Raw genomic sequence first — 16,188 nt, 5'->3', positions numbered from 1 at the left:
TGATGGCTAGATTTTCGTCTTTTTTCTGTTGCCGAGTGGCGATCGCCGTTTTGGTAAATTAATGGTGATTTCTAAGAATTTTTCCGTGCGGGTGCGCACCTGTTCTTCCAATAGTTCGTTCTGATTTTGCAGAATATGTTGTTTTTCATGTTCATGCTCTAATGCCTTAGCAGAAAGTCGTTTTACCTCTGACAATTGTAACTGCAAACTGGTGTTGGTCTTGCCAAATTGATAGACCAAATAGGCTGGTATGGACAGTGGGAACGTAATTAAGATGATTAATAGTGTATTTCGACTGTTGCTATCTATAAAATTGTTGATAGGATTGCTTTTGTTTAGAAAGGAAACCAAAAATAATAATACGATATAGGCAAAATACGCTAAAATACCGCCGCCAATAATAAACGCAGATCATTCTTTGGGAAACGTAGCTCGGAAAATAATAAAAAATGATTCTGTCAATACGGCGATTAAATAAAAGGAAAGCAATAGCACGACTATTAATGGTGAAATGACGGCAGATGCAAAGCATAGTGCACCAATCCCAAGCATAACAATATACCTAGCCCTTGTAGTAGAAACAAAACAGTAGCAAATGTACCGCTGCTAAAGCACAAAAGATACCGCTAAGCGGTAGTAGTATGGTGCTGATTTTAATGTTTTTAGTAATTCCTTTTTCATAGTACGCGTTTGCATCGCGAAAGTTGATATTGAGGCTTTTGTAAGAGCGTAGCAACCCTGCCCGAAAGCTGGCATCTAAAGCATTAAAGGCATTTACGATCGGATGACTTTGGTAACGCACGGCAATGACATGAGTACCGGATCTGCTACCGAAAAAGTCTTTGGAAAACGCTTGCTTAATTCGTTCAATTCAGGTTGCCCAGATCCTATTATACCTACGGAATCTAACAATATACCATCCAAATAGATTTCGGATGCGCCATTTTGTGTAATATCCAGACAGATTGGCGTTTTTAATAAATCAAATGTTACGCGAAAAGATAATCGGAGCCAAGCTATTCCGTTTGTATCCAGAGCGCTAGCTGATGATCAGCGAATAGCCGAAGCACCGTCATCGTAATTCGGTAGCTTAAATTGTGGATTATCTTGGTCTATGGTTTTCCAAAGGGAGTCCAGCTCCATGTCTTCCTTTTACTGTAGATTTTTTACAAGGAGCACACGTACAGGCGGTAATAGACTTCTGTGCTAAGCTGGTGAATGTAACACATAAGACCAAAAATGGCAGTGAAACGATCGCTTTATGACGAAGCTGTTTGCTAGCATTTAAAATATTAGGAATTCTGTACGGTCAAAAATGGGTGATGAGGTTAGTTATGATGTTAAATATAGTGCTTTTTTGCAGCTTGTAAACGTTTAAGGCCGCAATTAAAAAAAGAAACACCTGAAGTGGGGAACTTCAGGTGTTTCACTAACTAACCAATTATTAACCTAAATTATGAATACTTGTACATATTCAATACTCGTGCCAAAAAAATCTGACTGTTTATTTTTTACATTTTTTTAACAATATAAACGTAGGCATCGTTAAAAAGTGGTTAATGGCGATTAGAACTGCAAAGACTTCGATAGAATAACGTCGCCTTATTGATTTAAAATGTCGGGTCTTAAATATTCCATCAAATCCGTTTCGGTGTCGAGACCAAACTTTTGTCTGAGCCGATATTTGGTCATGCGTGCACTTTTTGGCTCTACGTTTAGCAGATTAGCGGTCTGTTTTGTATCCATACCAAGGTATAGATAGGCGCAATATTTTAAATCGAGCAGAGTCAATTTCTGCTGTGACTTTTCATTTAATGTTTTAAAAAAAATTTTGGTGTAATTCCTGAATTTGGAATTTTGCTTTTTCAAAATCATTATCAAGCAGGTATTCGTTGCGCAGTATTTCCTGAATATTCATCTCTTTATCTTGCGCTAACTTTTCTTTTTTTTGTTGAAAGACTTCATTTTTATGTTGCAGTTGCAGCTGATTTACCATGACCTCATTTTGAAGTTTTTCCTGCTGTAGTATCAACAGTTTTTGTTCTGCCACTAGGCGACATTGCTCTTCCTTTTCTAATTTCACGTGCAGTTCAACCTCGTTTTTCTCTGTGGTTAGTTGCAATCTCCTATTTAATTACAAGTATTGCTACATGTAATAACCATAAGCCTAATATAATAGCCACCCGATAGGGTGGCTATTATAATATTATCGAAGATGTATTTGTCTTACTTCACCAAATCGTATACGCGAACATAATCTACGGCAAAGGTAGCTGGGAAAGCTTCGCGATCTACCCCTTCAGCACCACCCCAAAAACCACCAACTGCTAAGTTGATTAACCAGTGAAATTTTAGGTCGAAAGGCCAGGCCTTAAACCCAGATCCTTCGTTGGCGAAGGAGAACAATTCTTGATCGTCTACAAAACCTTTGATATAATCTGGCGTCCAATCGATGCGGTATAGATGAAACTGCTCACGCGCATTTTCGATCTTACGGAAAGCCGTTTTTTGAGTGCCTATCGAATGATGATAATCTTTGGTGTGCACGCTGATATGTACCACATCTGGATCATAACCCACATGCTCAAGAATGTCGATTTCTCCGGAATTTGGCCAGCCGCCATAGGTCCAATCCGTAGGAAGCATCCACACCGCAGGCCAAGTACCTTTGCCCGCTGGCACCTTAGCGCGGACTTCAAATCGTCCGTACAGAAAATCTCCTTTTCCCTTACTCACCAAACGCGCAGAAGTATAATCTAGTCCTTCTTTTTGCTCCGGTAGTGCATGGATGTATAGATGTCCGTCTTTGACTTCTACATTTTTTGGATCTGCCTCCGTGTAATATTGCAATTCCTGATTGCCCCAACCATTGTGTAGTGAGCCTACATCGTAAGACCATTTGCTGGTATCGGGCAATCCGGTATTGTCAAACTCGTCGGCCCAAATTGGTTGAGCGCTAAATTGATAGTTTCTAATGCTGTCAGCTGCGCCTTTGGGCGCAACTTCCTGATGATTCGTGACCGACTGGCAAGCCGCAAAAGCGGTGCAAAAAAGTGATAGCGAATATAAAAACGGGATAGATTTCATAGTAAGTGAGTTAAGTTTTAATACGTCGCTTTATTTCTGAACAAAAAAAGGAATATTGGCCGTCGCCACCTTATTATTTCCATCCGATGAATAATAAAACAAACGGTAAGCGCCCTCTTTCTCTGGTGCTGTCAGCACTGCCTTGTCGAAGGATTTTTCTTGTACTAATCCTTCAATGGCATGTGGTCTGTTTTCTCGGTCACCACCTTCTTTCAAATCGGTACTTTCTGCTAATAACTCCCAGCGAGCTGTTAATGGTTGACCAGCTGGATCGGTTACTTTCGCATGTACTGGATACGTAGCGCCTGGTTTCAAATAGATGTGATCGGCAGCTTCCTTTTTATTAATAGTGAATGATTTAATGTGTGGTGCGCGTTTTGCCGGCCATTTGTCCGTCCATAAATATTGCATCACGTCGATCACTTCAGATTGCTCGCCATCTTCGGTGAATAGGCCATACCACGTTGGTGTGCGTTCTTGCTTTTGTCCCCAAAGAAATACATACGAACCGACACAACTAGGATCTTTTGCGATGGAAGCTTCGTAGCGGGCTTTGTAAACTGCTGCTTTCTCACTGCTCGTTTCTTCGATTGAAGCTTTCCAAGGCGTTTGCAAACCTTCCCAATGTCCAGTTGGTCCCCATTCGGTCACCATATACGCTTTGTCCCAACCAAACTCTTTCAATTGCGCCGGTACAGATGCCAGCGTGCCATAGGTTTGTACCGCGATGAGATCTAATGACGGGCATTTTGCCTTTATCAGGTCGATTTCTTTCTTATTTACACCTGCCAGCATCGTGGTGACTAAGTGATGCGGATCTTCTTCATGGATCATGGAAGCAATTCCTTCGACGGCATCCCATACTTTTTCGTTGCTGTAATGCAAGTTCAGTTCATTACCGATTCCCCAAGTTAATAGCGCAGGATGGTTTTTGAAAGTGTTGATTTCTGCGCGGATTCTTTCCAATTGCTTGCTTACCGCTGCGGGATCGTTGTAGTCAAAGCCATGTCTTTCCGTGCCTACACGTAAACCCATGGTTACGGTCAATCCTAATTTTTGAGCTTCATCTAAGATCTGCTGTGCGCCATCGGTACTCCACGTGCGGATGGAATTGCCACCAGTCGCCTTTAGTAATTCTAGCTTTCCGGTTCCACCGGCGCCTAAGATGAAGTAGGGCTGTCCTTCACGCTGAATTTCGAACTTTCCGTTTTTGTCTACAATCTTTACAGGAATTGGGTTTTGGGCGTGAGCTCCTTGGCTGGCTGTAAATATGCCCAAGCACAGCATGGATACTAATTTTCGGATATTCATATCGTGTGTGTGTTGAAAAAGATTACGTAACAGTACGCTACGTAAACAGTATTTGTAAAAAACAGCCTGTGGCTGGATGACGATTACGCGTCGGTAGGCCACAGGCTGATTATTGGTTATGCTTATCTAAAGTTTGGATTAGCATCAATCTGCGTTTGCGGAATCGGAACCGATTCACTCACGCCCGGTACGAATCGCGATCCGAATACCTGCGCAGCGCGACCTGTACGCACCAAATCGTTGAAGCGCTCGCCCCACCATTCGCAGGCAAACTCGGCACGACGTTCGTCGAGAATCTGATCGAGTGTGACACCAGTGATGGCCGGCATATTGACGCGTTCGCGAATCAATCGGAATGGCTCATCACCATTCTGTCCTTTGCGCACTTTGGCTTCTGCATTCAATAATAATACATCCGCATAACGCAAGATGCGCACGTTGTTATTCGCACCATATTCTAGGCGACCTTCGGTCATTTGCGAAGCAGGCAGATAAGCTTTTCCATTGAAATATTTGATGTTGAATGGATTCCCATACACGTTATCTCCACTTGGAGTAACAGCCGGCTGACCGTTTGCACCATATTCTAAGATGGTCGTTTTCAAACGTGTCTCGTCGCCACGTGCTGTCAAGAAATCTACGATGTTTTGTGATGGTGGAATCCAACCTGCCCCAGAGATTGCGCTTCCGCGCTGATCGCCCGAAGGACCTTGCCAACGGAAGAATGTTCCCCAATCTACACCCGGACGTACAATATCGCCTGTCGGCAAGCCAAAATCTGAATATTGCAATTCAAACAACGACTCATTGGATAGTTTGCCCGGTACTTTCCATAATTGGTAGTAATCAGCATACAGGGAAAACATGTTGCTGGTCATGATTTCATTAGTAGCATCCAACACGACGTCCCACTGCGCACTACCGTTGTCATTCCCAGCTAAATCGGCTGCTGCTTTGGCTTTTAGTAACAAAGCAGTATAGCGCGTGACAGCTCCGATGTGAATGGATTGATTAGGTCGCTTATCTTCCAAGTTGGCAGCACAGAAATCCATCTCTTCGACGATCCATTGGCGTACTTCTGCACGGCTGCTTTTGCCGATGGTCGTTAGTCGTGCGATATCGCCGCTGTCGGAGAGAATTGGCACATCGCCAAAAAGACGTGATACCATCAGATGTGCATAGGCCCTCAAGAAGCGTACTTCTGCTTGATATTGTCTGTTTAGTCCTTGTAGTTCGGCATTGTTTGGATCAATACGCTCTGCGAATTGCGCTAACTCCAGCAATGCATTATTGGCACTGATCGCCAAGCTATAATAACTGATCCAAGATTGGTTTAATCCCCAATAGGATTGAATGGTCACATCATTTTGAAAGTTTTTGATGGCCATCAATTCTGGATTATCATTTGGGTCTGGTGCTGCCTGTAGATAATCATCATCACGAATAGCACGTATCGACAAATCGATCCAGTGTACTAGGTTGTCATCCGATGCAGCACGGTATACACCAGATACCGGAGCGTACATCAATTGCACATTGCCATAATTGATCTCTTCCGATCGTTGTTGGTTTTCTAATGGTTTGTCGAGGAATTTTTCGCAGCCACTCAATAGAAGTGCCGTGCTCAAGCATCCCGCCCATAGCATTTGATTATATTTTTTCATGGTTGTATTGCTAAAGAAAGTCATCATTAAAAACTAGCTCTTATTCCTAAACTGTATGTAGCCGCTACCGGGTACACATTGGCATCGAAGCCCATTCCAGATACTTCTGGTGAGAATCCATTGTAATTGGTAAAGATCAATGGACGATCTGCCGTGGCAAATACGCGGAATGGAATAGATGGCGTTAGGTTAAAGCTGTATCCTAACTGCACATTTTGTACGCGCAAATAAGCACCACTTTCGACAAAGAATGAGCTTGCTTGTAGATTCCAAGATGCAACACTTCCTTCTGCCGATGGATAGGTATTGCTACTGCCTTCACCGGTCCATAATCCTTCCATGAACGCAGCATCGGCATTCATCTGCGGATATTTGCGACGCATGGCTCTATTGAGGTTATGAATTTTGTTGCCAGCAACACCTTGTAGCACGACGCCTAAGTCAAAGCCTTTGTATTCAATACCTACATTAAAGCCATAGCTCAACGTTGGTAAATAACTACCTAAGTTGATACGATCGGCCTCATCCAATTCTCCATTACCATTTTGATCCTTGTAACGCAAATATCCTGGTTGGATAGGGGCGCCTGGATTCTGTTGATTATAACGACTAGCGATAGGATCAGCATTGATCTCCGCTTGGTTTTGATATACTCCTTGCACTTCGTAGCCATAGAAATAGTTGATCGGTTGGCCCACTTCGATACGAGATGGGAACTCCGCTGCCCATTCAGTGAAGCCATTCATAATATTGGCCAAACCGCCCAAATCGGTCACCCGATTTTTCAATGTAGTCGCGTTTGCACCGATGCGGTATCCCCAGTCGCCTTTTTTATCTGCCCAATTCAATCCAAACTCCCAGCCGCTGTTGGCCACTGTTCCCCAGTTGCCATACACGCGATCCCACATGAAAGGAATCGGACGACTGAATGCTAAATCTTTCGTTTCGCGGTGGTAGTAATCTACTGTACCGTTCAAGCGATTGTTGAATAAGGCAAAGTCAAGACCAGCATCCCATTCTTCGACCACTTCCCAACGCACTTGCGTAAAGAAACGACCTACACGGTATCCAGGTACACGGCTTCCGTACGTAGAACCGATGCTGCCAAATACACCAGAGAAATTATTTCCGGAGCTGACAATAGCGTAACCCGCATTTGGCTGGATACCATCATTACCCAGCAAACCCCAGCTACCACGAACTTTTAAGAGGTCAAATAGGTTTTGCTCTTGCATGAAATTCTCCCGGCTCAATACCCAGCCCAAACCTACTGATGGGAAGTAACCCCATTTGGTTTGGTATTTTGAACTTCCGTCTGCACGGAATGTCGCTGTCAACAAGTATTTGTTGTCATAATCATACGTACCACGTGCGAATACCGAAACTCCGGCATTGCGAAAACCATTCTCACCGTATCCGGTCGCTGATCCTAAACCTTGCGCACCTTGACCAGCATACCAGAATTCTTGCGAAGGAGGCACATCATTAGCCGATACCCATGTATCTCTCCAACGCTCTTCCCGTGTAGACTGACCTAACAATACGCTCCAGTGGTGCTTTTCTGCCGCATCGCGGTAGGTTAGCAAATTGTCTAGAATATAGTTGGAATTACGGCCTTGTCCCGAACGTAAGTACGAACGGTCAGCACGCTGATTATTATCAATGTAATAAACAGGATTGTACTGAATGTTGTGCGTAGACTGGTATCGCTGGCTTAACTGTGATCGAAAAGTTATCTTATTGTCCCAAAAGTTAGCTTCTAGATAGGCACTTGGCAATACTTGAAAACCTTTGGTTTCATTGTGATTGTAGTATGCTGCCGCAATAGGGTTGTTGAACCAAAAACCGGTTGGGATGCCAAGTGGATCACTAGAACCAAATTTGATCGGATCAGCTAACTCTAATCTATCGTCATACACGGGGTACAAAGGCGATGCAAAATATGCTTGTCTGAATGCCGCATTGTTTGGTTGGAAGTTGTGAAAGTTGTTGATGTGAGCCGTAAAACCAACTTTCAACCAGTCGGTTACGCGGGCTTCGGTTTGCATACGAATGTTGTACTTGCGGTGAAAGTTCTCCGCATCCATAATACCGTCTTGATCGATGTAGTTCAGACCGAAAGCATAGGTGATCTTGTCGCTACCGCCTTGTACATCTATGTTGTGATTGTGAATCAATGCTTGTGACCGCAATAATTCACCATACCAATCGGTATTCATGACCGTTGTATTGCCTGGCTCGTTAAAACGAGCAATGGAAGCATCAACAATGGATTGTCTGCCAATTGCGGCCGCATAATCAGCATATTGCTGGCCGCTACCCATTTTGAGCATATTTGTCGGCGTCTGAATACCCGCATAGCCATTATAAGTAACGCGTGCTTTGGTGTTTAACTTTCCACGTTTGGTGGTTACAATTACCACACCGTTCGCTGCACGCACCCCGTAGATCGCGGCACCAGATGCATCTTTCAAGACCGACATATCTTCGATGTCATTCGGATTTAGGAAGTCGATATTGTCCATAAACATACCATCCACCACGTAAAGCGGACTTTCGTTGTTGAACGAACCGACACCACGAATACGTACGGTAGGTGTAGAGCCTGGCGCACCGCCACTTACGACTTGTACGCCTGGTACAGATCCTTGAATCGCATCCATCGGCGTTGCCACAGTACGTTTTATGGCTTCTTCCATATTCACTGTAGCGACAGGAGCTGTTAAGTCACCTTTACGTTGCGTACCGTATCCGATAACCACGACTTCTTCTACGTTGAATCCTTCGTCGGCGATCATCTGCACATTTACGGTATTGGTTTTTACGGCGACCGACTGACGCATGTAACCTACCGATGTGACGATCAGAGAATCTGCAGATTCGGGTACTTGAAGACGGTAAATTCCATTAGCGCTGGAGCTGGTTCCGCTTCCAGATGCGCCTTTAATCATAATAGAAGCGACTAACGGATGTCCATTTGGATCCGTAATCCTCCCTGTTACCTCACGGCTCTGTGCGAACACCATCGACGACAGCAGGCACTGAAAGGTAACCATAACAAAAATTAGTACACGATGTTTCATGTGTTAAGATTTAGTTTTTGGTTTTGGTTTATAAGTAGAAGTCAAATCTAGAAAAACCGTATAATAGCTACCAATAAACGGACTACTTCATTACTACATCATATACTAAAAATGGGCTTAATTGCTATATTTGTAGCGCTGACGACGTATTCCGATACGTAATTATAAATTTTAATGAAGTATATCTTTTGTTGCTTTTTTGCTGTGATGTATGGCTGGTGCTTGTCAGTTGTTGCTCAAAATAAATTGGGCACACCACTGCTATATAGTTATTCAAAAGCTGATTTTGAAGGAGGCAGTCGTACGTGGCAGATTGGACAAGATAGCCGTGGTCTGATGTATTTTGCCAATAATGAGGGCCTGATCACGTTCGATGGCAATACGTGGTCCAAACATAGCTTATCTAACCAGACGATTGTCCGCTCTTTGTTTATTGATCATCAAGATCGTGTTTACGTGGGCGGTCAAGGTGAGTTTGGGTATTTTCAAGCTGATAATACACGATCGTTAGCATATACTTCATTAAGTCAAAAAATAAGTCAAAAATATGCTGGATTTGCAGATGTATGGAATACCGTCGGATACCAAAAGGCTGTTTTTTTTCGTGCGCATGCGGCCATATTCAGACTTTTGAACGGGAAGATACATGTCTATCCAGCCAACAATCGTTGGGAGTTTATGGGTAGTGCTGCAGGTCGATTGTTTGCACAGGATGCCCAGTTGGGATTGTTAGAATTTGTAGAGGGTAAATGGCATGCACTATATGGAGATGCCAGCCTAAAAAAGCAATTGATAACCGGTGTGTTATCCGCCGATACAGGTGAAATAATTATTACAACTTCTACCGATAGGATGTACATCCTAAAGGGTAAAGCATACGAAAGCTTGCCCACTCGTACCTCTGACGCAAAGGATGTGTACACGCCATCTGTCGCCAAGATCAATGAAGGAGAGTATGTATTCGCATCAGCGATGGAGGGGTGTCTCATTCGGGATGCGCGTGGAAATATTTTACAACGCATCAGTACTGCCGAAGGACTTCCGAATAACAATGTATCATCTGTATTTGTAGATAAGCAGCAGAATATATGGGCTGGATTGGATAATGCTATTGCTTTAATTAGTTATGGAAGTGCCATCAAATACATTCGCCCAAGCATAAAGGCAGATGTAACTGGTTATTCGAGCTACGTGAAAAATAATCAACTTTACATCGCTTCCTCTAATGGATTGTTTGCCGCGCCTTTATCAAAAGATGCGCAGGATCACAGTCAGGTACGTGCACAGTTCAACATGATCGCCGGAACTGATGGTGGTGAAGCATGGCATTTGGGCGAAGTGAATAATAAACTATGGTTAGGGCATAATCGGGGAGTCTTTAGTATAGATAATTTGAAAGCTACACCAATCGCTACGCGAACCGGAACTTGGAACTTTCTCTCGTGGCCTATTGTGAATCAAGATCTAGAAAATTCGCCCAGTACGCTGATGGGCACTTACCAAGGTTTGGATCTTTTTACTCATGAGCCGACTGTAAGTAGGTACGAAGGCGCGCTAGAAGGACATAGAGATTCTTATCGTTTTTTAATGCCAGATACGCTTCACTATATTTGGGCATCACATCCTTACCGTGGAATTTATCAGATACTAGTCGATTCTGAAAGAAAAAGCTACACCACGCAGCTTTTTACGAAGAGAGATGGTTTGCCTTCTTCCTATCAGAATTATGCCTTTCGATGGAACGGCGAGGCGATTTTTGCTACCGAAGCTGGGGTTTATGAGTTTGATCGAAAAGGGAAAGTTTTTAGACCACATGATCGGTTGGATATCTTTGCCGGTATACCTATTCGATATTTTAAGCAAGATGAAGCGGGCAATATCTGGTTCTCAAGTGCAAAAAGAGTAGGAGTGGCCAAATACCGAGCGCGCCATCATCGCTATCAATTGATCTACTTTCCCGAGATTGAAGGGTTGCACACTACTGGTTTTGAGAATATTTATCCTTACAACGCTAATAATACCTATGTGGGTGCAGAGCGCGGTATGCTACATATCAATCTCGAAAAGTATTTGGATAAATTCGCGAAGCCAGAATTAGTTTTTTCAAAAGTATTAGTTGTAGGAGACACGGACTCGCTATTATACGCAGGATTTGGAGATCATACCCCGCTAGATAAATACCACATTCCTGCGTTAGCAGCAGATTACAATAGTTTTCATTTCCATTATTCGTCACCAAGCTATGGGGCGCATGCTAATCTCTTGTATAGTTATCAATTAGAAGGATATGATAATCAATGGTCGGCCTGGGCTACAGAGCGACAAAAGGCGTATACTAATTTACCTAGTGGAGATTACTTTTTTCGTGTAAAGGTAAAGAGCAATTTGGGATTAGAATCCGATGTGGTAAGTTACCATTTTAGCATTTTGGCTCCATGGTATGCCACGCGATTAGCTTGGGTTATATACACGTTATTATTGCTGTCTGCATTCTTTCTAGCTGTACGATGGCAGCGAGCGGCGTGGCTTAATCGACAAAAGAAGCACGAAGAAGAGATTAGCAGAATGCGGTACATTTACCAGTTAGAACTCGATAAAAACGAACGAGAAATTATCAAATTACAGAAAGAACACTTGGAAGATGAAGTGCTGATCAAAACAAAGGAATTGGCTAGTACGAGTATGCAACTCATGGAAAATGCAGGCGCATTGCATAAACTTCGTGCAGAATTGGGTAAGATGGAATCTGGCACTGCAGACGAATCCGATCTAAAACGGATAACAGCTTTGCTCAAAGATGTAGATAAGAATACATTGCACTGGGATCAGTTTGCTGTACATTTCGACGAATTAAATGATGGTTTTCTCCAAAGATTAACCAGCAAACATCCTTCGCTTTCACGGAATGATTTGAAAGTATGCGCCTACTTGCGCTTGCATTTTACCACTAAACAGATCGCACAGTTACAAAGTATATCTGTACGCGGCGTGGAAGTGCATCGCTATCGCATCCGTAAAAAATTGAACGTAGATACACAGATCTCATTAAGCTCCTACCTCAACAGTATCTAACTTTTGAATAGCATCCTATTAATGATGCACAGCTTTCACGCGCAGGTCGAAGTGAAATGTACTTCCTATATTTGGATTACTTTGTAGCTTAAGCGCGCTATCCATCGTGTTAAGTAATTTGTTAGATACCGTGAGCCCCAACCCAGTACCGTCATATTTTCGAGTTAAAGAGCCGTCTTCCTGCGTAAAAGCTTCGAAAATTAAAGCTTGATTTTCTGGCAATATCCCTATCCCTGTGTCGGATACTGAAAATCTTAAGGTTGCGAAGTCATCTTGCTCATCCAATCGATCTACTCGAAGCACAATATCGCCCACTTCCGTAAATTTTAAGGCATTACTAAGTAGGTTATGCAACACTTGACGGAGGCGAACCGAATCCGTCCAAATAAAACGTTGAATTTCAAGCCCCAGATGGCCGGTCAACCTTAATTTTTTTGCGATTGCTTCAGGAATCATCTCTTCTATAGATTCTTGAATGAGTACGTGCAAATCTGTTCGCTCAGCAACTGAAGTCATCTTGTCGGATTCCAGTTGGCTATAATCAAGTATATTATTTATTACTTGCAGCAAGGTGTGACCAGACTTGATGATCAAGTCAATAAATTGTTTTTTATCGGCTTCGCTACTAGAGTGCAATGCGAGTTGCGCAAAACCCAAGATGCCATTAAGCGGTGTGAGCAATTCATGACTCATATTTGCCAGAAACTCAGATTTAGCATTACTTGCAGCTTCGGTCTCCATCTTTGCCGCTATCAGTTTTTGGCGTTGTTCAATACGATGCGTGACATCTTGTGTGAATATCATAATCCCACCTACGCTGCCATCGATAAGATGCCAAGGACGCATTTCCCACGCACAGAAACCTGTAAACTCACTGCCCTCAAACAAGGCGTTGTCTTCTGGATGCTGCTCAACGGCGCCATCGAGAATTCGTTGATGGCGCTCTCGACCTTCTGCCGTGATGAATGGGAAAAGATCATAGTAAGATTTACCAATCACATTTTTGTCCACTAATCGATAATTTTGCAACCAAGCGTCGCTGACCGCAATATACTGCATTTCTTGATTAAGCATCGCCACAGCAGCTGGATTGTGTTGTACAAAGGCTTGTAAAACTGCTCGTGAATTTTCATGCTCCAACTGGATTTTCTTCTTTTCGTCTATATCTTGAAATGTACCATACAAACGATGGCAGCGGCCGTCACGCATTTCAACCTTACCTAAAGAATTTACCCATTTAATTTGGCCATTAGCATCAATAATTTGAACTTCTATTGACCACGGTTTACCAAACGCGATACCATCTGCTATTGCGGCTCTAACCTGTTGTTTAACTTCTTCGTCTTTGTAAAAATCGATAGCGGTATTAATATCAGGTTCATAATCGTCGGGAACAGCATGAATCTGGCGAGTTACCGATGTCCAACGATGTTGGTTGCTATCTAAATCAATCTCCCAACCCCCAATACGTCCTACTTGATTCGTCTCGGATAATAGCTGCGTAGTGCGCTGCAATTCTTTGTTTAATTCTTGTTCATCCGTAATATCACGACCTAAAGCGTACAAATGACCTATCGCATGTTCTAAAGATATCACCCATTCAATATTTCGAAAATCTCCCGCAGCAGATTTTGCACGTGTAGTGATCACCACTTCTGTATCATCTGCAGAAACCGTATTAAATGCATTGAGCACATTTTCCCAATCGTCAGGGTGAATTACCTCTCTCCAGTTCTCGCTTTTGAAAGCATTATCTCCCAATCCTGTCAGTTGGCAAAGGGCAGGATTTATCTTTAAGAAAGGTGTTTCAGGACGATAAATGCAGATCAAATGAGGTGATAAGCGAAACATGCGCTCAAAGGATCGAAATTCGTCTAGTTGTTTTCTGTCGACGATAAGCTCTACGATATTCTCCACTAAAAGGGCAAATGCCCGTTTCTGAACGTCATTCAATGTGCGGGGAGTGCGATCCATTACACACAACGTGCCTAGCTTATTCCCAGAGCTGTCAATAAGCGGATGCCCTGCATAAAACCGAATAGCCGGTGAAGTGGTAATGAGCACATTGTCGGTAATACGTTGATCTAATAAGGTATCTTGTATCTCCAGTAACGTTTCGCCCATCATCGTATGCTGACAAAAAGAATTGGCCAGTGGTATCTTCACTTCCTTGATTCCGACTTTCGATTTAAACCAAATCTCCTCGTCATCTATCAATGTTATCAGTGCAATAGGCGTTTCACATAGGAGACAGGCAAGTTCGGTAATACGGTCAAACTCCTTTTCTTGCAATGAATGAAGAATTTCATAATCCTTTAGAGCAAGGCTACGACTTTCATCATTAGCAGAAACTTGGAGTCGACTAAGCATGGTATGGATGTTAGGTTAAATAGTATGACCTGTACTCGAATTTACGGTAGATGGATATATTGTCGCAAATTAAGCTTTTTTTAAATTATAAAGATCTCAGGGCAATAAAATACATGCGCGTATACTTATTTTTTAAGTAAAATTCTTGTTGCGTTTATGCGCAAGCATCCTATTCTAGAAACTAAATTTAATTCGCTATTTGGGATAATTGTGGTTCAATTGTATCAATATATCGTATCTTTAGCGATCTAAAAAATCAAAGATTGAATACCTTACCCCCCTGCCCAAAATGCCAGTCCGTTTATGTTTATGAAATGGATGAACTATTGATGTGCCCAGAATGCGGACATGAGTGGAATACTGATGAGATTACATCTGATACCAATGAGTTGGTCGTAAAAGATAGTAATGGAAACGTCCTACAAAATGGTGATAGTGTTGTTATTATAAAAAATCTACCTGTAAAAGGCGCACCTAAAGGTATAAAAGCGGGCACTAAGGTGAAGAATATTCGATTAACCGAAGGTGATCACAATATTGACTGCAAGATTGAGGGCTTCGGTGCGATGGCGTTGAAATCCGAATTCGTAAAGAAAGCTTAGTCATTCTAACTAGATTAACGTATTAACTACAATAACATGTACTAATTACAGGTTGCTGCCGGATTAATACGTTTGCATTTTCCGTATATCATTATGTTGTATTCATGAAACATCTTTAGTTATTATGGCGTTATTATTAATATGGGGTTAATTTAATCTTTCATTATATATAACGATTAGGAGGTGAGGATATGAATATTAATTTGGTAACAATGGTGGATCAATATCTAATGTCTAACAGCGTAGTGCAGACCTTGGATCTAGGCGATGTAGAACTTCTTCGTAAGTTTCTTTACAATATAATCTCGTCGGATTTGGACAAGAGTACATTACATCATATTTTATCTTACTGTACCAAAGTATTTAAAGGAAAGATGAGTTTTACCAAAGATTTGGCAACGTTTAGTAGCCGAGCGTTTGACCTGATTTTGTCCAGTCAGCGCAGATTTAAGATATATCAATCCTTAGTGTAGAATGACTTGCCTTATTGTAGAATGACTTATATAGGTGTCATTTTGGATTAGGTTTTTAAATGCGTTATTCGACCAACTTGGTGTCATGTGGGCCTTTAATATGCTGTTTTAAAGCGCCCAAGTTGCCATTATTTTTTGCTGACATCACAATGCTATCTCGCAATTCAAAATTTACCGAGCAATAAAGGGATTGTTCTACACCTGTGGTTTGAAAATCATAAGCTATTATTTTCCTACCATCTCTCAACTCCTGATTGCGCATAGGAGGGCCATATACTTTATAAACTAGTTCTTCATCCTGACCTTTCCATTCTTGCATATAATTGTCAAAACGCGCAAACCTAGCAGCACAAGATGTAAATAATAGGACACCTGCTAATATAGAGAAAATAATTCTGAGGTTTTTCATGTTGAAATGTAGTAAATTTCTCACACATGTCTGTTACCTGATCTTAAATTTCTGATTATGCTTAGAACACATCCGCTTAGATACAGCACATGGTGTCTGTCATAAAACATGAAAATT

General features: G+C 42.2%; 12 protein-coding genes. 3 read left to right on the top strand and 9 right to left on the bottom strand.

All coding sequences use genetic code 11. The features are described from left to right. Positions 1 to 6 precede the first annotated feature (6 nt). The 7 genes from AC3IRT_RS11125 to AC3IRT_RS11095 form a co-directional block, all read right to left on the bottom strand. On the bottom strand, positions 7 to 240 hold the full coding sequence (locus AC3IRT_RS11125; RefSeq protein WP_489393324.1) for a hypothetical protein: 234 nt from the start codon (positions 238 to 240) through the stop codon (positions 7 to 9). A gap of 1,362 nt (positions 241 to 1,602) precedes the next feature. Continuing rightward, positions 1,603 to 1,746 carry a hypothetical protein gene (locus AC3IRT_RS11120; protein ID WP_489393323.1) on the bottom strand — a complete coding sequence of 48 codons (144 nt, stop codon included), beginning with the start codon at positions 1,744 to 1,746 and terminating at the stop codon, positions 1,603 to 1,605. Between the two features lie 73 nt (positions 1,747 to 1,819). Then, positions 1,820 to 2,083 (bottom strand): hypothetical protein, encoded by a 264-nt coding sequence (locus AC3IRT_RS11115; RefSeq protein WP_489393322.1) that lies wholly within the window; start codon positions 2,081 to 2,083, stop codon positions 1,820 to 1,822. A 143-nt stretch (positions 2,084 to 2,226) separates the two neighbouring features. Further along, positions 2,227 to 3,087 carry a glycoside hydrolase family 16 protein gene (locus AC3IRT_RS11110; protein WP_489393321.1) on the bottom strand — a complete coding sequence of 287 codons (861 nt, stop codon included), beginning with the start codon at positions 3,085 to 3,087 and terminating at the stop codon, positions 2,227 to 2,229. A 30-nt stretch (positions 3,088 to 3,117) separates the two neighbouring features. Next, positions 3,118 to 4,398 carry a glycoside hydrolase family 2 TIM barrel-domain containing protein gene (locus tag AC3IRT_RS11105; protein WP_489393320.1) on the bottom strand — a complete coding sequence of 427 codons (1,281 nt, stop codon included), beginning with the start codon at positions 4,396 to 4,398 and terminating at the stop codon, positions 3,118 to 3,120. 122 nt (positions 4,399 to 4,520) lie between these two features. Next, positions 4,521 to 6,062, bottom strand: a complete 1,542-nt coding sequence (locus AC3IRT_RS11100) for a RagB/SusD family nutrient uptake outer membrane protein (protein WP_489393319.1) — start codon at positions 6,060 to 6,062, stop codon at positions 4,521 to 4,523. A 26-nt stretch (positions 6,063 to 6,088) separates the two neighbouring features. Beyond that, positions 6,089 to 9,118 carry a SusC/RagA family TonB-linked outer membrane protein gene (locus tag AC3IRT_RS11095; protein WP_489393318.1) on the bottom strand — a complete coding sequence of 1,010 codons (3,030 nt, stop codon included), beginning with the start codon at positions 9,116 to 9,118 and terminating at the stop codon, positions 6,089 to 6,091. A gap of 201 nt (positions 9,119 to 9,319) precedes the next feature. On the opposite strand from AC3IRT_RS11095, the gene AC3IRT_RS11090 reads away from it, so the two are divergent. Further along, positions 9,320 to 12,217: a triple tyrosine motif-containing protein gene (locus AC3IRT_RS11090; RefSeq protein WP_489393317.1), complete on the top strand. Its 2,898-nt coding sequence runs from the start codon at positions 9,320 to 9,322 to the stop codon at positions 12,215 to 12,217. Between the two features lie 18 nt (positions 12,218 to 12,235). On the opposite strand, the gene AC3IRT_RS11085 is transcribed toward AC3IRT_RS11090, so the two are convergent. Then, positions 12,236 to 14,587: an ATP-binding protein gene (locus tag AC3IRT_RS11085; RefSeq protein ID WP_489393316.1), complete on the bottom strand. Its 2,352-nt coding sequence runs from the start codon at positions 14,585 to 14,587 to the stop codon at positions 12,236 to 12,238. Between the two features lie 263 nt (positions 14,588 to 14,850). Here AC3IRT_RS11085 and AC3IRT_RS11080 point away from each other — a divergent pair, with 263 nt between their 5' ends. Together AC3IRT_RS11080 and AC3IRT_RS11075 are read left to right on the top strand one after the other, a co-directional pair. Continuing rightward, positions 14,851 to 15,189 carry a zinc ribbon domain-containing protein YjdM gene (locus AC3IRT_RS11080; protein WP_489393315.1) on the top strand — a complete coding sequence of 113 codons (339 nt, stop codon included), beginning with the start codon at positions 14,851 to 14,853 and terminating at the stop codon, positions 15,187 to 15,189. A gap of 191 nt (positions 15,190 to 15,380) precedes the next feature. After that, positions 15,381 to 15,662 carry a hypothetical protein gene (locus AC3IRT_RS11075; RefSeq protein WP_489393314.1) on the top strand — a complete coding sequence of 94 codons (282 nt, stop codon included), beginning with the start codon at positions 15,381 to 15,383 and terminating at the stop codon, positions 15,660 to 15,662. Positions 15,663 to 15,726: 64 nt separating this feature from the next. Here AC3IRT_RS11075 and AC3IRT_RS11070 read toward each other — a convergent pair whose 3' ends face one another. After that, the gene (locus AC3IRT_RS11070) at positions 15,727 to 16,071 is read right to left on the bottom strand and encodes a hypothetical protein (protein ID WP_489393313.1); all 345 of its coding nucleotides are present in this window, start codon (positions 16,069 to 16,071) and stop codon (positions 15,727 to 15,729) included. Positions 16,072 to 16,188: the final 117 nt, after the last annotated feature.

The sequence above is a fragment of the Sphingobacterium sp. KH_072 genome (genome assembly GCF_057837975.1).
Note: the sequence above shows the minus strand (reverse complement) of the source record. Positions and strands in the feature narration are given on the sequence as shown.

Bases quoted from the DNA above. Each gene is read 5' to 3' on its own strand.
- AC3IRT_RS11085 (WP_489393316.1), bottom strand. From the start codon at position 14,587: ATGCTTAGTCGACTCCAAGTTTCTGCTAATGATGAAAGTCGTAGCCTT.
- AC3IRT_RS11095 (WP_489393318.1), bottom strand. From the start codon at position 9,118: ATGGTTACCTTTCAGTGCCTGCTGTCGTCGATGGTGTTCGCACAGAGC.
- AC3IRT_RS11075 (WP_489393314.1), top strand. From the start codon at position 15,381: ATGAATATTAATTTGGTAACAATGGTGGATCAATATCTAATGTCTAAC.
- AC3IRT_RS11105 (WP_489393320.1), bottom strand. From the start codon at position 4,398: ATGAATATCCGAAAATTAGTATCCATGCTGTGCTTGGGCATATTTACA.
- AC3IRT_RS11070 (WP_489393313.1), bottom strand. From the start codon at position 16,071: ATGAAAAACCTCAGAATTATTTTCTCTATATTAGCAGGTGTCCTATTA.
- AC3IRT_RS11110 (WP_489393321.1), bottom strand. From the start codon at position 3,087: ATGAAATCTATCCCGTTTTTATATTCGCTATCACTTTTTTGCACCGCT.
- AC3IRT_RS11100 (WP_489393319.1), bottom strand. From the start codon at position 6,062: ATGAAAAAATATAATCAAATGCTATGGGCGGGATGCTTGAGCACGGCA.
- AC3IRT_RS11120 (WP_489393323.1), bottom strand. From the start codon at position 1,746: ATGGATACAAAACAGACCGCTAATCTGCTAAACGTAGAGCCAAAAAGT.
- AC3IRT_RS11090 (WP_489393317.1), top strand. From the start codon at position 9,320: ATGAAGTATATCTTTTGTTGCTTTTTTGCTGTGATGTATGGCTGGTGC.